General features: G+C 60.0%; 14 protein-coding genes. 13 read left to right on the top strand and 1 reads right to left on the bottom strand.

What is annotated here, in order from left to right:
- The first annotated feature begins 38 nt into the window (after positions 1-38).
- From ACL2XQ_RS18295 to hisP, 13 genes are all read left to right on the top strand, one after another.
- Positions 39-1,049, top strand: a complete 1,011-nt coding sequence (locus ACL2XQ_RS18295; RefSeq protein WP_410014183.1) for an aspartate-semialdehyde dehydrogenase — start codon at positions 39-41, stop codon at positions 1,047-1,049.
- Complete coding sequence (truA, locus tag ACL2XQ_RS18290) at positions 1,049-1,870, top strand: tRNA pseudouridine(38-40) synthase TruA (protein ID WP_413739534.1); 822 nt, start codon at positions 1,049-1,051, stop codon at positions 1,868-1,870. The genes ACL2XQ_RS18295 and truA overlap by 1 nt, the downstream gene beginning before the upstream one ends.
- Before the next feature lie 40 nt (positions 1,871-1,910).
- Positions 1,911-2,564, top strand: coding sequence for a DedA family protein (locus ACL2XQ_RS18285; RefSeq protein WP_410014185.1), 654 nt, complete (start codon positions 1,911-1,913; stop codon positions 2,562-2,564).
- A gap of 232 nt (positions 2,565-2,796) precedes the next feature.
- Positions 2,797-3,717, top strand: a complete 921-nt coding sequence (gene accD, locus ACL2XQ_RS18280; RefSeq protein WP_410014186.1) for an acetyl-CoA carboxylase, carboxyltransferase subunit beta — start codon at positions 2,797-2,799, stop codon at positions 3,715-3,717.
- Positions 3,718-3,728: 11 nt separating this feature from the next.
- A complete protein-coding gene (folC, locus tag ACL2XQ_RS18275; protein ID WP_413739533.1) occupies positions 3,729-4,997 on the top strand; it encodes a bifunctional tetrahydrofolate synthase/dihydrofolate synthase in 1,269 nt (422 codons plus the stop codon).
- Positions 4,987-5,820 (top strand): cell division protein DedD, encoded by an 834-nt coding sequence (gene dedD / locus ACL2XQ_RS18270; protein ID WP_413739532.1) that lies wholly within the window; start codon positions 4,987-4,989, stop codon positions 5,818-5,820. Before folC ends, dedD begins: the two co-directional genes overlap by 11 nt.
- Positions 5,821-6,462: 642 nt before the next feature.
- Positions 6,463-6,963 (top strand): colicin V production protein, encoded by a 501-nt coding sequence (gene cvpA / locus ACL2XQ_RS18265; RefSeq protein ID WP_410014189.1) that lies wholly within the window; start codon positions 6,463-6,465, stop codon positions 6,961-6,963.
- Between the two features lie 21 nt (positions 6,964-6,984).
- A complete protein-coding gene (purF, locus tag ACL2XQ_RS18260; protein ID WP_413727938.1) occupies positions 6,985-8,502 on the top strand; it encodes an amidophosphoribosyltransferase in 1,518 nt (505 codons plus the stop codon).
- A 132-nt stretch (positions 8,503-8,634) separates the two neighbouring features.
- Positions 8,635-9,207, top strand: a complete 573-nt coding sequence (locus tag ACL2XQ_RS18255) for a UbiX family flavin prenyltransferase (protein ID WP_413727939.1) — start codon at positions 8,635-8,637, stop codon at positions 9,205-9,207.
- 357 nt (positions 9,208-9,564) lie between these two features.
- Complete coding sequence (gene argT / locus ACL2XQ_RS18250) at positions 9,565-10,347, top strand: lysine/arginine/ornithine ABC transporter substrate-binding protein ArgT (protein WP_410014191.1); 783 nt, start codon at positions 9,565-9,567, stop codon at positions 10,345-10,347.
- 75 nt (positions 10,348-10,422) lie between these two features.
- Positions 10,423-11,109: a histidine ABC transporter permease HisQ gene (locus tag ACL2XQ_RS18245; protein ID WP_410014192.1), complete on the top strand. Its 687-nt coding sequence runs from the start codon at positions 10,423-10,425 to the stop codon at positions 11,107-11,109.
- Complete coding sequence (locus ACL2XQ_RS18240; RefSeq protein WP_410014193.1) at positions 11,106-11,813, top strand: ABC transporter permease; 708 nt, start codon at positions 11,106-11,108, stop codon at positions 11,811-11,813. The genes ACL2XQ_RS18245 and ACL2XQ_RS18240 overlap by 4 nt, the downstream gene beginning before the upstream one ends.
- A 24-nt stretch (positions 11,814-11,837) precedes the next feature.
- Positions 11,838-12,611, top strand: a complete 774-nt coding sequence (gene hisP / locus ACL2XQ_RS18235) for a histidine ABC transporter ATP-binding protein HisP (RefSeq protein WP_410014194.1) — start codon at positions 11,838-11,840, stop codon at positions 12,609-12,611.
- 937 nt (positions 12,612-13,548) lie between these two features.
- Here the strand turns inward: hisP and ACL2XQ_RS18230 are convergent.
- Entirely contained in the window at positions 13,549-14,451 is a 903-nt protein-coding gene (locus ACL2XQ_RS18230; protein ID WP_410014195.1) for a TIGR01777 family oxidoreductase, read from the bottom strand.
- Between the last annotated feature and the right edge of the window lie 77 nt (positions 14,452-14,528).

Here is a 14,528-nt window from a genome sequence, read left to right as displayed (position 1 = left end):
CTCCCCGCCCCGATGATGCATTGCTTTGGAGAGTTGTTATGTCTGACGGCTGGAATATCGCCCTTTTGGGCGCAACAGGCGCGGTCGGTACGGCGCTGCTGGAATTGCTGCAAGAGCGGCAGTTCCCGGTAGGTGAACTGTTTTTACTGGCCAGCGAGCGCAGCGCCGGTGAAACCCTGCGTTACGACGGCAAAAGTATCCTGGTCGCCGACGCCGCGCAGTTTGACTGGACTCAGGCGCAACTGGCCTTTTTCGTGGCGGGCAGCGGCGCCAGCGCGCTTTATGCTGAACCCGCCGCCGCCGCGGGCTGCGTGGTTATCGATTCCAGCGGCCTGTTCGCACTGGAGCCGGACGTGCCGCTGGTGGTGCCCGGCGTCAATGACGCGGTGCTGGCGGATTATCGCAACCGCAACCTGGTGGCGGTCGCCGACAGCCTGACCAGCCAGCTGCTGCTGGCGGTGAGGCCGCTTACCGACCTGGCCGGCATCGCCCGGCTGCATGTCGTCAACCTGCTCTCCGCTTCCGGCCAGGGCAAGGCGGCGGTGGACGCGTTGGCGGGCCAAAGCGCCAGGCTGCTGAACGGCCTGCCCACCGAGCCGGGCTTCTTCAGCCGCCAGTTGGCGTTTAATATGTTGCCTCTGGTGGCGGACGAACTGGGCAGCGTCCAGGTTGAGCGGCGCCTGGTGGATGAAGTGCGCAAGGTTCTGCAGGACGAGGGATTGCCGATTGCGGTCAGCAGCGTCCAGGCCCCGGTATTTTACGGCCACGCCCAGATGGTGCATCTGGAAACCCAGCGGCCGATGGGCCCTGAGGAAGCGCGCGACGCGTTAACGGCGGGCGAAAGCATCAATGTCAGCGAGGAAGGGGAGTATCCCACCCAGGTGGAGGATGCCTCGGGACAGGCGCACCTTAGCATCGGCTGCCTGCGCAACGATTACGGCATGCCGGATCTGCTGCAATTCTGGTCGGTGGCGGATAATGTCCGCTTCGGCGGCGCGCTGATGGCGTTGCTGACCGCGGAGCTGCTGGTGGCGGAGTACTTTTATTAATGTCCCGGGAAGTATTCGCCGATCAGCCGGCAACGTCCAGGATAGCGCTGGGCATTGAATATGACGGCAGCCGTTTCTACGGCTGGCAGCGCCAGTCGGAAGTCGTCAGCGTCCAGTCTTGCCTGGAGCAGGCCTTATCCAAAGTCGCCAACGAGCCGATCGCGGTGCAGTGCGCCGGGCGTACCGACGCGGGAGTGCACGCCACCGGCCAGGTGGTGCATTTCGACACCGGCGCGCGGCGCGAAGACTCCGCCTGGACCCTGGGCGTTAACGCCAACCTGCCGCCGGACGTGGCGGTGCGCTGGGTCCGCGCCGTCGCGGGCGAATTTCACGCGCGTTTTAGCGCCACGGCGCGTCGTTACCGCTATATTATCTATAATCATCCTTATCGCCCGGCAATTTTATCCCGGGGCGTGACGCATTATTACCATCAGCTGGATGCGGATATCATGGAGCGGGCGGGGCAATGTCTGCTGGGCGAACATGATTTTACATCATTCCGCGCCCTGCAGTGCCAGTCGCGCACGCCCTGGCGCAATCTAAAACATCTGCAGGTCACGCGCCACGGCGCTTATATCGTGGTGGATATCAAGGCCAACGCTTTCCTGCATCATATGGTGCGTAATATCGTGGGCAGCCTGATGGAAATAGGCTGCGGCAACCGTCCGCTGGAGTGGATGAACGAATTACTGGAAGCACGGGATCGCGCCCTGGCCGCTGCTACTGCCAGGGCGGAAGGGCTTTATCTGGTGGCGGTGGACTACCCTGGCCAGTTCGATTTGCCGTATCCTCCCATGGGACCGTTATTCCTGCTGGATTGACGGTACTGAACATATCATTTGCGCTTCCGGAATTCTGAACATGGAATTTATAAGATTTATTATTGATTTTATTCTGCATATTGACGTCCATCTGGCGGAATTGGTGGCGCAGTACGGCATCTGGGTCTACGCCATCCTGTTTCTCATTCTGTTTTGTGAAACCGGTCTGGTGGTGACGCCCTTCCTGCCCGGCGATTCGCTGCTGTTTGTCGCGGGCGCGCTGGCGGCCTTGCCGAGCAACAGCCTGGATGTGCATCTGATGGCGCTGCTGATGGCCGCCGCCGCGATATTGGGCGATGCGGTCAACTACACCATCGGGCGGCTGTTCGGTGAAAAACTGTTCAGTAATCCCCATTCCAGGATTTTCCGCCGCAGCTACCTGGACAAGACCCACCAGTTCTACGCGCGTCACGGTGGTAAAACCATTATCCTGGCCCGGTTTGTGCCGATTGTCAGGACGTTCGCGCCCTTCGTCGCCGGCATGGGACATATGTCCTATCGCCATTTCGCCCTGTTCAATATTACCGGCGGCGTCATATGGGTAGTCCTGTTTACCTATGCCGGTTACCTGTTCGGCGATCTGCCGGTGGTGCAGGAAAACTTGAAATTATTGATTGTCGCCATCATTCTGCTGTCTATCCTGCCCGGGGTGATTGAGGTATGGCGCCACAGGCGCGCCGCCGCCCGCAGATAAACGCGCGGGATTTGTCCGCGCCATGGATGATTTGTGAGCGACGGGCAGAGTTTTCTATCCCAACTCGTTGGCGGTTATGGTTTAATGGGCGACATTTTCAAAGGCTCTTCATCGCGCCGTCCAGGCGCGTTGAATAAGGCGGCGGCAAGACAACGACGGACGTCCTGCCGCGCCGCGGCCAAGGTATGAATAGCGGACTGGCGCTTGCCAGGTTCAAACAGAAAGGTTATCGATGAGCTGGATTGAACGAATACTTAACAAGAGCACTATCACCCCGGCGCGCAGGGCGAATATCCCCGAAGGCGTATGGACCAAGTGTGATAGCTGCGGGCAGGTACTCTACCGTGCCGAGCTTGAGCGCAACCTCGAGGTCTGCCCCAAATGCGATCATCATATGCGCATGACCGCCCGCGCCCGCCTGCATGCCTTTTTGGATAAAGGCAGCGAGGTGGAGCTGGGCAGCGAGCTGGAACCCCGGGATATCCTGAAGTTCAAGGACTCGAAAAAATACAAAGACCGCCTGGCGGCGGCGCAAAAAGCCACCGATGAAAAAGACGCGCTGGTGGTAATGAAAGGCACCCTATACGCTATGCCGGTGGTCGCGGCGTCTTTTGAATTCGCCTTTATCGGCGGCTCTATGTCGTCGGTGGTCGGGGCGCGTTTTGTCCGTGCCGTCGAGCAGGCGCTGGAAGACGAATGCCCGCTGGTCTGCTTTTCCGCCAGCGGCGGCGCCCGTATGCAGGAAGCGCTGATATCGTTGATGCAGATGGCGAAAACCAGCGCCGCGCTGGCGAAGCTGCGCGCGCGCCGTTTGCCTTATATTTCGGTGCTTACCGATCCGACCATGGGCGGCGTATCCGCAAGTCTCGCCATGCTCGGCGATTTGAATATCGCCGAACCCAAGGCGCTGATAGGTTTTGCGGGGCCGCGCGTCATTGAACAAACGGTACGGGAAAAACTGCCGGCCGGGTTCCAGCGCAGCGAATTCCTGCTGGAGAAAGGCGCCATTGATATGATTATCCGCCGGCCGGAGATGCGCCTTAAACTGGCGGGACTGCTGGCCAAAATGACCGGCAGGCCGCAGCCGGAAGCGGAACATTCCCATGAGGCGAGGCCTGAGACGATCCACGAAGAGCGTCCGGACGAAGTCTGAGGACGGGGCCTATGGAAAACCTTGTTGCTCCACAAGCCACCTCGCCGCTGGCGGCGTGGCTGCATTATCTTGAACGCCTGCACGCCAAGACCATCGACCTCGGCCTGGATCGGGTAGGCCTGGTCGCCGCCGATATGGCGCTGCTGCGTCCCGCCCCCCGGGTTATTACCGTCGCGGGCACCAACGGCAAAGGCACCACCTGCCGGCTGATCGAGGCGGTATTGCTGGCCGCGGGATTCAAGGTCGGCGTCTACAGCTCTCCCCATCTGCTGCATTATACCGAACGGGTGCGCATCCAGGGGCGGGAACTGCCCGAGGCGCAGCACAGCGCGGCCATGGCGGCGGTTGAAGCGGGGCGCGGCGCCACTTCGCTAAGTTATTTCGAGTTCGGCACCCTGGCGGCCTTTTGGCTGTTCAAGCAGGCGCAGCTGGACGTGGCGGTGCTCGAGGTCGGCCTGGGCGGGCGGCTGGATGCCACCAATATCGTTGATGCCGATGTGGCGGTGATCACCAGCATCGCCCTTGATCATACCGAACTGCTGGGGCCGGATCGCGAGAGTATCGGCCGGGAAAAAGCCGGTATCCTGCGGGCGGGCCGCCCGGCTGTGGTCGGCGAACCGGATCGACCCGCCTCAATCGACAGCACGGCGCTCGCCGTGGGCGCGCTGCTGTACTGCCGCGATCGCGACTGGCGCTTCAGCCGGGACGGCGATACCTGGGACTGGCGCGACCAGCAGTCGGCGCTGACCGGATTGCCGCTGCCGCTGATTCCGCTGGAAAATGCCGCCACCGCCCTTGCGGCGCTCCGGCGTTTTCCCCTGCCGGTCTCCGACCAGGCCATCCGCCGGGGACTCGCCGAGGCGTCCCTGCCGGGCCGTTTCCAGGTCGTCGGCCAACGGCCGCTGCGCATCCTGGATGTGGCGCATAATCCACACGCCGCCGGGTATCTGGCGCAACGGCTGGCAACCCTGAAAATCCGGGGGAAAGTGCGCGCCGTGGTGGGCATGCTGGCCGACAAGGATATTGCCGGCACCCTGGGCTGCCTGCGCGGGCAGGTGGCTGAATGGTATTGCGCCACCCTGATTGACGCGCGCGGCGCTACCGCGGCGCGGCTGGCGGCCCATCTCGATCATGCCCGGCAATTTGACGATGTGGCCTCGGCCTGGCGACAGGCGTTGCAGGATGCCGACGCCGATGACTGCGTGCTGGTGTTTGGTTCATTTCATACCGTGGCGCCGATCGTTGCGATAACAGACCCGGAGAAAGAACGTGGCGAGTAAGTTTCAAAACCGCTTGGTGGGAACCATCATCATCGTCGCCTTGGGGGTTATTGTCCTGCCCGGGCTGCTGGATGGCAAAAAAAAGCACTACCAGGACGAGTTTGCCGCTATTCCCCTGGTGCCTAAACCCGGCGACAGCGACGAGGCGGATGCCTCGCCGCAGGCCAACCAGGCCCTGCCCAGCCAGCCGCCGGAAGGCGCGGGGGCGGCGGTAGAGCAGGCCAGCCAGGCGCCGGATGCGGACGACTCCGACACGCCGGACGCCCCGCAGCCAGCGTCGCCGCCGGTGAAGGCAGCGCCCAAGGCCCCGCCGCGCGAGACGGTAAAGGCCGCACCGGCCAAACCCACCGCCGCCGCGCGCCAGGAGCCGGTCAAACCCACCGCGCGGCCTGAGCAAGCCAAACCCGTCGCCGCGCCCGCGCCGCGCGTGGAACCGGCCAAGCCGGCCGCGAAGCCCGAGGCCCGCACGGAAATCGCCGAGGCCAAACCCGTTGCGCCGCGCACGGACGCGGCCCCTGAAGCCAAACCGGTCGCCGCGCCTAAGCCGGTGGAAAAGGAAACCCCGGAACAGGCGCCACAGGGACAAGCCTGGGTAGTGCAGCTCGGGGCGCTGAAAAACGCGACCAAGGTAACTGAAATTGTCGGCAAGCTGCGCTTGTCCGGTTACCGGGTCTATACCGTGCCGTCGACGCCGGTGGCGGGGCAGATTACACGCATTTTCGTCGGGCCGGACGCATCGAAGCAAAAGCTGCAAAGCTCGCTGCCTGAAATGAACCAGCTCAGCGGCCTGAGCGGCCAGCTGCGGGCTTACCAGCCCCGGTAATAGATATGCGGTAGGCCCGCTAGCACCGTCCTTGCACAGGGCGTGTTAAAGGGAGAGCGTGCCAATGGGGTCGAATCGGGCGTGGTGTTCCCGCCCGACCGAGCGCCCCATGGCGCGGCAGGCCCGCTAGCACCGTCCTTGCACAAGGCGTGTTAAAGGAAGAGCGTGCCAATGGGGTCGAATCGGGCGTGGTGTTCCCGCCCGACCGAGCGCCCCATGGCGCGGTAGGCCCGCTAGCACCGTCCTTGCACAAGGCGTGTTAAAGGAAGAGCGTGCCAATGGGGTCGAATCGGGCGTGGTGTTCCCGCCCGACCGAGCGCCCCATGGCGCGGCAGGCCCGCTAGCACCGTCCTTGCACAGGGCGTGTTAAAGGGAGAGCGTGCCAATGGGGTCGAATCGGGCGTGGTGTTCCCGCCCGACCGAGCGCCCCATGGCGCGGTAGGCCCGCTAGCACCGTCCTTGCACAAGGCGTGTTAAAGGGAGAGCGTGCCGTCGCCGGCCTATCTTCCTGCGGCGATTGGCTTTTTTTAATCGCCGTTATTTATTTAACTTTGGGCAGGAATTCCGCTGCGCAAACGTTTTCGTTTTCTGATAGAATTCGCCGCGAACCAGCTTCGGGGCGGATGACCAAGGGATGCATGCATGATCTGGGTTGATTACGTCATTATTGGCATCATCGTATTTTCTGCTCTGATAAGTCTGATTCGCGGGTTTATACGTGAAGCATTATCATTAGTGACATGGGCATGTGCGTTTTTTGTGGCCAGCCACTATTATGTTTATCTTGCTATCTATTTTACCCGCTTTGAAGATCAGCTGGTTCGTAACGGTATCGCGATTGCCTTGCTGTTCGTGGCTACCCTGATCGTCGGGGCAATCGTCAACTACGTGATTGGCTCTCTGGTGGAGCGGACCGGTTTATCCGGCACCGACCGCGTGTTGGGCGTCTGTTTCGGCGCACTCAGGGGCATACTGGTCGTATCGGCCATGCTATTCTTCCTGGATACCTTCACCGGCTTCTCCCAGAGCGCGGACTGGCAGCAGTCCCAGCTTATACCGCAATTCAGCGGTATTATCAGATGGTTCTTCGACTATCTGCAAAGCACGTCGAGTTTCTTACCCAAGCATCTCACGCTTCGGTAACGCTGATGAGGAAATGACATTATGTGCGGTATTGTCGGTATCGCCGGATTTATGCCGGTCAACCAGTCGATTTATGACGCGTTAACGGTGCTCCAGCACCGTGGGCAGGATGCCGCAGGCATCGTCACCATTGATGCATTGGATTGCTTTCGCCTGCGCAAAGCCAATGGCCTGGTGAAGGATGTATTTGAAGCACGCCACATGCAGCGTTTGCAGGGGACCATGGGCATCGGCCATGTACGTTACCCCACCGCCGGCAGTTCCAGCGCCTCCGAGGCGCAACCCTTCTATGTCAATTCCCCGTTCGGCATCACCCTGGCGCATAACGGCAACCTGACCAACGCCCACGAATTACGCAAAAAATTATTCGAAAAAGGACGCCGGCATATCAATACCACGTCCGATTCGGAAATCTTGCTGAATATCCTGGCCAGCGAACTGGACCGCTTCCCGGACTACCCGCTGGAAGCCGATGATATCTTCGCGGCGGTTGCGGCCACCCACCAGCAGATCCGCGGCGCCTATGCCGTGGTCGGCATGATTATCGGCCATGGCCTGATTGCGTTTCGCGATCCGAACGGCATCCGCCCCCTGGTTATCGGCAAGCGCACCCTCGCCGACGGACGCAACGAATACATGGTGGCTTCCGAAAGCGTGGCGCTTGATACGCTGGACTTTGAGTTCCTGCGCGACGTGGCGCCGGGCGAGGCGGTGTATATCACTGAAGCGGGCCAACTGTTCACCCGCCAGTGCGCCGAAAACCCCCAAAGCCATCCGTGCCTGTTCGAATATGTCTATTTTGCCCGCCCGGATTCCTTTATCGATAAAATTTCGGTCTACAGCGCCCGCGTGCGCATGGGGCAAAAACTGGGCGAAAAAATCGCCCGTGAATGGGAAGACCTGGATATCGACGTGGTGATCCCCATCCCGGAAACATCCTGCGATATCGCGCTCGAAATCGCCCGCATCCTCAACCTGCCTTACCGCCAGGGTTTTGTAAAAAACCGCTACGTGGGCCGTACCTTTATCATGCCCGGCCAGCAGGTGCGCCGCCAATCGGTACGCCGCAAACTCAACGCCAACCGCGCCGAGTTCCGCGATAAAAACGTACTGCTGGTGGACGACTCCATCGTGCGCGGCACCACGTCCGAACAGATCGTGGAAATGGCGCGCGAAGCCGGGGCGCGTAATGTCTACCTGGCCTCCGCGGCGCCGGAAATCCGTTTCCCCAATGTCTACGGCATTGATATGCCAAGCGCCACCGAACTGATTGCCCACGGCCGCGAAGTGGACGAAATCCGCGCGCTGATTGGCGCGGACGCGCTGATCTTCCAGGACCTCGGCGACCTCGAGGCGGCGGTGCGGGAAGATAACCCGGATGTGGTACAATTTGAATCCTCGGTATTTAACGGTATTTACGTCACCAAGGATGTCGACCAGCGTTATCTCGACTATCTTGAATCGTTACGCAACGACGACGTCAAAGCCGTCCAGCGCCAAAACGAAGTCGAAAACCTGGAGATGTATAACGAAGGGTGAGGGGCGCAACCCGCACCGATCCCCCGGCGGTTAACCGGTAGACGATATATGCACCCGGGCGGTAACACGCGCCGGGTGTTTTTATTATGGGCGGCGCCGATCCATCCGGCGTCCGCGACAGGGAGAACTGACATGAAACGACTGATCGTCGGCATTACCGGCGCCAGCGGCGCCATTTATGGCATCAGGCTGCTGCAGGTGCTCAAGGCGCTGGACGGCATTGAAACCCATCTGGTGCTGAGCAACGCCGCGCGCCAGACGCTGGCCCTTGAAACCGATTACAGCGTGCGCGATTTGCAGGCCCTGGCGGATGAGTTCCACGATTGCCGCGACATTGCCGCCAATATCAGCTCCGGCTCCTTCCACACCGCCGGCATGGTGATTCTGCCCTGTTCAATGAAAACCCTGTCGGCCATCGTCAACAGCTACAGCGACAGCCTGCTCACGCGTGCGGCCGACGTGGTGTTAAAAGAGCGGCGCACCCTGGTGCTGGGCGTGCGCGAAACGCCGCTGCACGTGGGCCATCTGCGGCTGATGACCGCCGCCGCGGAAATGGGCGCCGTCATCATGCCGCCGGTGCCGGCGTTTTATCACCGTCCCGTCACCCTGCACGACGTGGTCGACCAGACCGTCAACCGGGTGCTGGACCAATTCGATATCGCGCTGCCGCAGGACCTGTTCCAGCGCTGGCAGGGCGCTAACTGACGGTGAAAATCCTGCCGGATTTATTCGCGGGATGTGAAGCCGCCGGCATTTTTATAGGTTGTTTCCAGCATAGCGACGCAACCTGATGGCGCGTTCTGATAACATTGCACCAATAGTGATCAGGCTGTGTTTTTTTATGGTGCAGCCGCCCCGCGGCACCCGCCCTGACGCTATGCCCTCAGGCTGGAAACGGCGCGGGTTCGCCCCGGCCCGGGTAGTAAATAAGCAGGTCAGCCGGTTTTGTGCGCAGGTGGTCGGGCTATTGGCCACTCGCGCTGAAATGGCACGAAAAGTGCAACTCATTCCGCTGAAAACATCACGGTGTGTGCCTAATTAAAATTATTCCGAGGGTAATGTATGAATAAGCTGGTTAAAGTCCTTCCTCTGGTATTTGCTCTGGCCGCTGCCGGCAGCGCGTATGCCGCCGTGCCCAAAAATATTAAAATCGGCACCGATCCCACCTATGCGCCGTTCGAATCGAAAAATGCCAGCGGCGAACTGGTTGGTTTTGATATTGACCTCGCCAAAGAGCTTTGCAAACGTATCCAGGCTAAATGCACCTTTGTGGAAAGTGATTTCGACGCCCTGATCCCCTCGCTGAAAGCGAAAAAAATCGACGCCATCATCTCCTCGCTTTCCATCACTGAAAAACGCGAACAGGAAATCGACTTTACCGATAAGCTGTATGCCGCCAATGCCCGCCTGATCGCCAAGGCCGGCACCACCATTACCCCGACCCTGGATGCCCTGAAGGGTAAACGCGTCGGCGTGCTGCAAGGCTCCACCCAGGAAGCCTATGCCAACGCCAACTGGGCGCCGAAGGGCATTGACGTCGTCGCCTATGCCAACCAGGATCTGATCTATGCCGATCTGGCCGCCGGCCGTGTCGACGCCGCGTTCCAGGATGAAGTGGCCGCCAGCGAAGGTTTCCTGAAACAGCCTGCCGGTAAAGGCTATGTCTTCGCCGGTCCGGCGGTTAAAGACGATAAATTCTTCGGCGTCGGCACCGGCATGGGCCTGCGTAAAGATGAAACCGATCTGAAGGCCGCGCTGAACAAAGCCTTTGCCGAGATGCGCAAAGACGGCACCTACGATAAATTTGCCAAGCAGTATTTTGATTTTGACGTGTACGGCGGTTAATCCTGTCATTTTGTGTTTGCCCGCGCCTTGCGCGGGCGAATAGTTGTTATCCTCCGCCAGGACAGGATATGATCGATGCTTTATGGTTATTCGCAACTCATCATTAACGGTGCCCTGGTTACCCTTGAGCTGGCGCTTACGTCGGTGGTGCTCTCGGTAATCATCGGCCTGATCGGCGCCGGCGCAAAACTTTCCCGCAGCCGTACCCTGGCAGGCATTTTCGACGGCTATACCACGCTCATTCGCGGCGTACCCGATCTGGTGCTGATGCTGCTGATTTTCTACGGCCTGCAAATCGCCCTGAACAGCCTGACCGAAGCCATCGGCATGGACCAGATTGATATCGACCCCATGGCGGCCGGCATCATTACCCTTGGTTTTATCTACGGCGCCTATTTTACCGAAACCTTTCGCGGCGCGTTTATGGCAGTGCCGCGCGGCCAGATAGAAGCGGCCACCGCCTTTGGTTTTTCCGGCGTGCAGATTTTCCGCCGCATCATGTTTCCGGCCATGATGCGTTTCGCGCTGCCCGGTATCGGCAACAACTGGCAGGTTATTCTCAAGGCCACGGCGCTGGTCTCGCTGCTGGGCCTTAACGATGTGGTCAAGGCCACGCAGCTGGCCGGCAAGGGTACTTATCAACCCTTTTATTTCGCCATCGTGGCGGGGGTGGTCTACCTGATTTTCACCACCTTGTCCAACGGGGTGCTGTTATGGCTGACCCGGCGTTATTCCATGGGCGTTAAGAAGGCCGAGTTATGATTGAGATCCTGCGGCAATATGGTCCGGCTTTGTTATGGAGCGACGGTTATCGTTTTACCGGACTGGCGGTAACACTGTGGCTGCTGATTTCTTCCGTGGTTATCGGCGGGGTGCTGGCGGTTTTTATGGCGGTGGCGCGCGTGTCGCCGCGTCCCTGGGTGCGTTTCCCGGTCTGGCTGTTTACCTATATCTTTCGCGGTACGCCGCTGTATGTGCAACTGCTGGTATTTTATTCCGGCATGTACAGTCTGGAGATTGTGCGCGGCACGGATATGCTTAACGCTTTTTTTCGCAGCGGCCTGAATTGCACCATACTGGCGCTGACGCTGAATACCTGCGCCTATACCACTGAAATCTTCGCGGGCGCCATTCGAGCGGTGCCGCACGGCGAAATCGAGGCGGCGCGGGCCTATGGGTTCACCTGGTTTAAGCTGTACCGTTGCATCATCCTGCCCTCCGCGCTGCGTACCGCCATCCCGGCCTACAGTAACGAGGTGATCCTGATGCTGCACTCCACCGCCCTGGCCTTTACCGCCACGGTTCCCGACGTGCTGAAGATTGCGCGCGACATCAACGCTGCGACCTACCAGCCTTTTTACGCCTTCGGTATCGCGGCGGTGATTTACCTGATGATCTCTTTTGTGCTGATAGGGCTGTTTCGCCGGGCGGAAAAACGCTGGCTGCGCCACGTTAAGCCGCAATAATCCCATTACGCGCAGGATATGACTATGCAAGATACCAAACTGTTGATTAAGGAGCTGCACAAGCGCTACGGCGATCAGGAAGTCCTGAAAGGGGTTTCGCTGGAGGCGCGCGCGGGGGATGTTATCAGCATTATCGGCTCCTCGGGGTCGGGTAAAAGTACGTTTTTACGCTGTATCAACTTCCTGGAAAAACCGAGCGAGGGGTCGATAAGCGTCAATAATATCGATATCCATATGGTGCGGGATCGGGACGGGCAGTTGAAAGTGTTCGATAAAAAACAGCTGCAGCTGCTGCGGACCCGGCTGACCATGGTATTCCAGCATTTTAATTTGTGGAGCCATATGACGGTGCTGGAAAACGTGATGGAAGCGCCGGTGCAGGTGTTGGGATTAAGTAAGAGCGAGGCGCGCGAGCGGGCGGTGCTGTATCTGGATAAGGTGGGCATCGACGCGCGCGCCCAGGCGAAATATCCGATCAATCTGTCCGGCGGGCAGCAGCAGCGGGTGTCCATCGCGCGCGCGTTGGCGATGGAACCGGATGTGCTGTTGTTTGATGAACCGACCTCCGCGCTGGACCCCGAGCTGGTGGGCGAGGTGCTGCGTATTATGCAGAAGCTGGCGGAAGAGGGTAAAACCATGGTGGTGGTGACCCATGAGATGGAGTTTGCCCGGCATGTGTCCAATCACGTTATATTTTTGCACCAGGGGGTTATCGAGGAAGAGGGGACACCGGCCGATGTGTTCGGGAGCCCGAAGAGCGCCCGGTTGCAGCAATTCTTGTCCGGCGCCCTCAAATAGAACGGACGCCCCATAGGCACGCTCTCCCTTGAACACGTCTGCTTTGAGATAAGTGTTGGCGGGCCTACCATGCCATGGGGCCTCGGTCGGGCGGGAACACCACGCCCGATTCGACCCCATTGGCACGCTCTCCCTTGAACACGTCTGCTTTGAGATAAGTGTTGGCGGGCCTACCATGCCACGGGGCCTCGGTCGGGCGGTAAAATCATGCCCGATTCGACCCAAAAGGCACGCTCTCCCTTGAACACGTCTGCTTTGAGATAAGTGTTGGCGGGCCTACCATGCCACGGGGCCTCGGTCGGGCGGTAAAATCATGCCCGATTCGACCCAAAAGGCACGCTCTCCCTTGAACACGTCTGCTTTGAGATAAGTGTTGGCGGGCCTACCATGCCATGGGGCCTCGGTCGGGCGGTAAAATCATGCCCGATTCGACCCAAAAGGCACGCTCTCCCTTGAACACGTCTGCTTTGAGATAAGTGTTGGCGGGCCTACCATGCCATGGGGCCTCGGTCGGGCGGGAAAATCACGCCCGATTCGACCCATTGGCATGCTCTCCCTTGAACACGACTGCGTTGAGATAAGTGTTGGCGGGCCTACCATGCCATGGGGCCTCGGTCGGGCGGGAACAACACGCCCGATCCGACCCCATAGGCACGCTCTCCCTTGAACACGTCTGCTTTGAGATAAGTGTTGGCGGGCCTACCATGCCATGGGGCCTCGGTCGGGCGGGAACACCACGCCCGATTCGACCCCATAGGCACGCTCTCCCTTGAACACGTCTGCTTTGAGATAAGTGTTGGCGGGCCTACCATGCCACGGGGCCTCGGTCGGTCGGGAAAATCATGCCCGATTCGACCCCATAGGCACGCTCTCCCTTGAACACGTCTGCTTTGAGATAAGTGTTGGCGGGCATACCGTGCCATGGGGCGCTCGGGATTTATTCGTCTTTAACGATATCGGCCAGCGCGTCCCTGAGCTCCATGTAGCGAAAGGTAAATCCGGCCGCTTCCAGGCGTTTGGGGACCGCCCGCTGGCCGCCCAGCATCAGCGTGGCGCCTTCGCCCATCATCAGCTTTACCGCCGCCGCCGGAGCGCGCATTAAGGCCGGGCGGTGCAGCGCCTCGCCCAGGGTGGCGGCGAATTGTTCATTATGCACCGGGTAGGGCGCCACCAGGTTGAACGGGCCGCTTAACCCGTCGGTGTTCAGCAGGAAGATCAGCGCATCCACCATGTCGTCGATATGGATCCAGGACAGGAACTGGCGACCGTTGCCGATAGGTCCGCCCAGCCCCAGTTTAAACAGCGGCAGCAGTTTGCCCAGTATGCCGCCGTCCGCCGCCAGCACCACGCCGGTGCGCGACAGGCAGACGCGCGTGCGCGGACTTTGCGCGCTCAGCGCCAGCTCTTCCCAGCGCTGACATAAGGTGTGGGTGAATTCGGCGACCGGCGGTTCGTCCTCGGTGACCAGGATCTGATCCTGGTTGCCGTAAAAACCCGTCGCCGATCCGGAAATAAATACGCGGGGCGGATCGTCCCCCTGGCGTATCAGCTGGCTCAGGCGTTCGGTCACGTCCCAGCGGCTGCGGCAAAGACGATCTTTTTGTTCCTCGGTCCAGCGCTTATCGGCAATAGGCTCGCCCGCCAGATTGAATACCGCGTCAAACGCATCCAGGTGGGGACATGAGGCCAGCGTGGTCAGGGTGGTCACGTGGGTACCCAGTTTTTGCTGGGCACGCTGGGGATCGCGGGTCAGTACCGTGATCTGGTGCGACAATGTCAGCAGCCTGGCGATCAGGTGCCGTCCAATAAGCCCGGTTCCGCCGGTGATCAAAATTTTCATATTTGCCCTCGCTTCCCGCAATGCGCACGTCAATTAACAGCTTGGTTACAAGCATAGGCCATTTTTGCGGGAAAATG

The organism is Sodalis sp. RH14 (assembly GCF_047324285.1).
GTDB lineage: Bacteria > Pseudomonadota > Gammaproteobacteria > Enterobacterales > Enterobacteriaceae > Acerihabitans.
The sequence above is the reverse complement of the archived record's forward strand: the minus strand, read 5'-3'. Positions and strand labels throughout refer to the sequence as shown.

What these genes read in the sequence shown, in the direction of transcription:
- purF (WP_413727938.1), top strand. Translation starts at nt 6,985, where the DNA reads ATGTGCGGTATTGTCGGTATCGCCGGATTTATGCCGGTCAACCAGTCG.
- truA (WP_413739534.1), top strand. Translation starts at nt 1,049, where the DNA reads ATGTCCCGGGAAGTATTCGCCGATCAGCCGGCAACGTCCAGGATAGCG.
- ACL2XQ_RS18245 (WP_410014192.1), top strand. Translation starts at nt 10,423, where the DNA reads ATGCTTTATGGTTATTCGCAACTCATCATTAACGGTGCCCTGGTTACC.
- hisP (WP_410014194.1), top strand. Translation starts at nt 11,838, where the DNA reads ATGCAAGATACCAAACTGTTGATTAAGGAGCTGCACAAGCGCTACGGC.
- ACL2XQ_RS18255 (WP_413727939.1), top strand. Translation starts at nt 8,635, where the DNA reads ATGAAACGACTGATCGTCGGCATTACCGGCGCCAGCGGCGCCATTTAT.
- ACL2XQ_RS18285 (WP_410014185.1), top strand. Translation starts at nt 1,911, where the DNA reads ATGGAATTTATAAGATTTATTATTGATTTTATTCTGCATATTGACGTC.
- argT (WP_410014191.1), top strand. Translation starts at nt 9,565, where the DNA reads ATGAATAAGCTGGTTAAAGTCCTTCCTCTGGTATTTGCTCTGGCCGCT.
- ACL2XQ_RS18230 (WP_410014195.1), bottom strand. Translation starts at nt 14,451, where the DNA reads ATGAAAATTTTGATCACCGGCGGAACCGGGCTTATTGGACGGCACCTG.
- folC (WP_413739533.1), top strand. Translation starts at nt 3,729, where the DNA reads ATGGAAAACCTTGTTGCTCCACAAGCCACCTCGCCGCTGGCGGCGTGG.
- cvpA (WP_410014189.1), top strand. Translation starts at nt 6,463, where the DNA reads ATGATCTGGGTTGATTACGTCATTATTGGCATCATCGTATTTTCTGCT.
- ACL2XQ_RS18295 (WP_410014183.1), top strand. Translation starts at nt 39, where the DNA reads ATGTCTGACGGCTGGAATATCGCCCTTTTGGGCGCAACAGGCGCGGTC.
- accD (WP_410014186.1), top strand. Translation starts at nt 2,797, where the DNA reads ATGAGCTGGATTGAACGAATACTTAACAAGAGCACTATCACCCCGGCG.
- ACL2XQ_RS18240 (WP_410014193.1), top strand. Translation starts at nt 11,106, where the DNA reads ATGATTGAGATCCTGCGGCAATATGGTCCGGCTTTGTTATGGAGCGAC.